Consider the following 1,108-nt stretch of genomic DNA (forward strand, 5'->3'; position numbering starts at 1 on the left):
GAAGTTCTCGATGATGCCGTTGTGGACGACCGCGACCTTGCGGTGGTCGTCGAGGTGGGGGTGGGCGTTGGCGTCGTTGGGTGCGCCGTGGGTGGCCCACCGGGTGTGTCCGATGCCCGTGGTGCCGGCCGGCAGAGGGGTTTCGGCCAGCGACTTCTCCAGGTTGACGAGCTTTCCGGCCCGCTTGTCGGTCGCCAGGAGCCGCTGCCCGTCGGCTCCTTCGGTCTGCACGGCGACGCCGGCGGAGTCGTATCCGCGGTATTCCAGCCGTCGCAGACCTGCGATCACTACGTCGAGGGCCGCCTGTGGGCCCGTATATCCAACAATTCCGCACATATGCGCCAGCATAGGTGCCGGTGTTCGAGGCCCGTTGAGTCGGATGACCACACCGGGTGACCGACACCACAGCACCCGGCGGCCCGGAGACGGCCCACAATGGATGCTGTGCTGACCGAACTCTGTACGAGGGGCGCGCCCGCCGCGCCCACCCCCTCCCCGTACGTGGATCTGGACCGCGCGGAGTGGAGCGCCCTGCGCGAACGCACCCCTCTGCCGCTCACCGCCGACGAGGTCGAGCGGCTGCGCGGTCTCGGCACCGCGCTGGACCTGGACGAGGTCCGCGACGTCTACCTGCCGCTGTCGCGCCTGCTCAACCTGTACGTCCACGCCACACACGAGCTGCGCGGCGCGGTGGGCTCGTTCCTGGACACGCCGGACACCGAGCGGGTGCGCACCCCGTTCATCATCGGCGTGGCCGGGTCGGTCGCGGTCGGCAAGTCCACCACCGCCCGGCTGCTCCAGGCGCTGCTGGCCCGCTGGCCCGAGCACCCGCGGGTCGAGCTGGTCACCACGGACGGCTTCCTGCTGCCCAACGAGGAGCTGCGCCGACGCGGCCTGATGGCCCGCAAGGGCTTCCCGGAGTCGTACGACCGGCGGGCGCTGATGCGGTTCGTCGCGGACGTGAAGGCCGGCAAGGAGCGGGTCACCGCCCCCGTCTACTCGCACCTGGTGTACGACATCGTGCAGGACGAGCGGCTGGTGGTGGAGCGCCCGGACATCCTGATCGTCGAGGGCCTGAACGTGCTCCAGCCGGCCCTGCCCGGCACCG

Annotated in this window: 1 protein-coding gene and 1 pseudogene; one reads left to right on the plus strand and one right to left on the minus strand. The window is 70.7% G+C overall.

Annotated features, from left to right (window positions below):
- Positions 1-336 (minus strand): annotated as a pseudogene (locus KCH_RS15370) (glutamine--fructose-6-phosphate transaminase (isomerizing)); the annotation flags it as partial.
- A 99-nt stretch (positions 337-435) separates the two neighbouring features.
- Here KCH_RS15370 and coaA point away from each other — a divergent pair.
- Positions 436-1,108: type I pantothenate kinase (gene coaA, locus KCH_RS15375; protein ID WP_035863487.1), on the plus strand; the 673-nt coding region annotated here is incomplete at its 3' end.

The sequence above is a fragment of the Kitasatospora cheerisanensis KCTC 2395 genome (assembly GCF_000696185.1).
Lineage (GTDB): Bacteria > Actinomycetota > Actinomycetes > Streptomycetales > Streptomycetaceae > Kitasatospora > Kitasatospora cheerisanensis.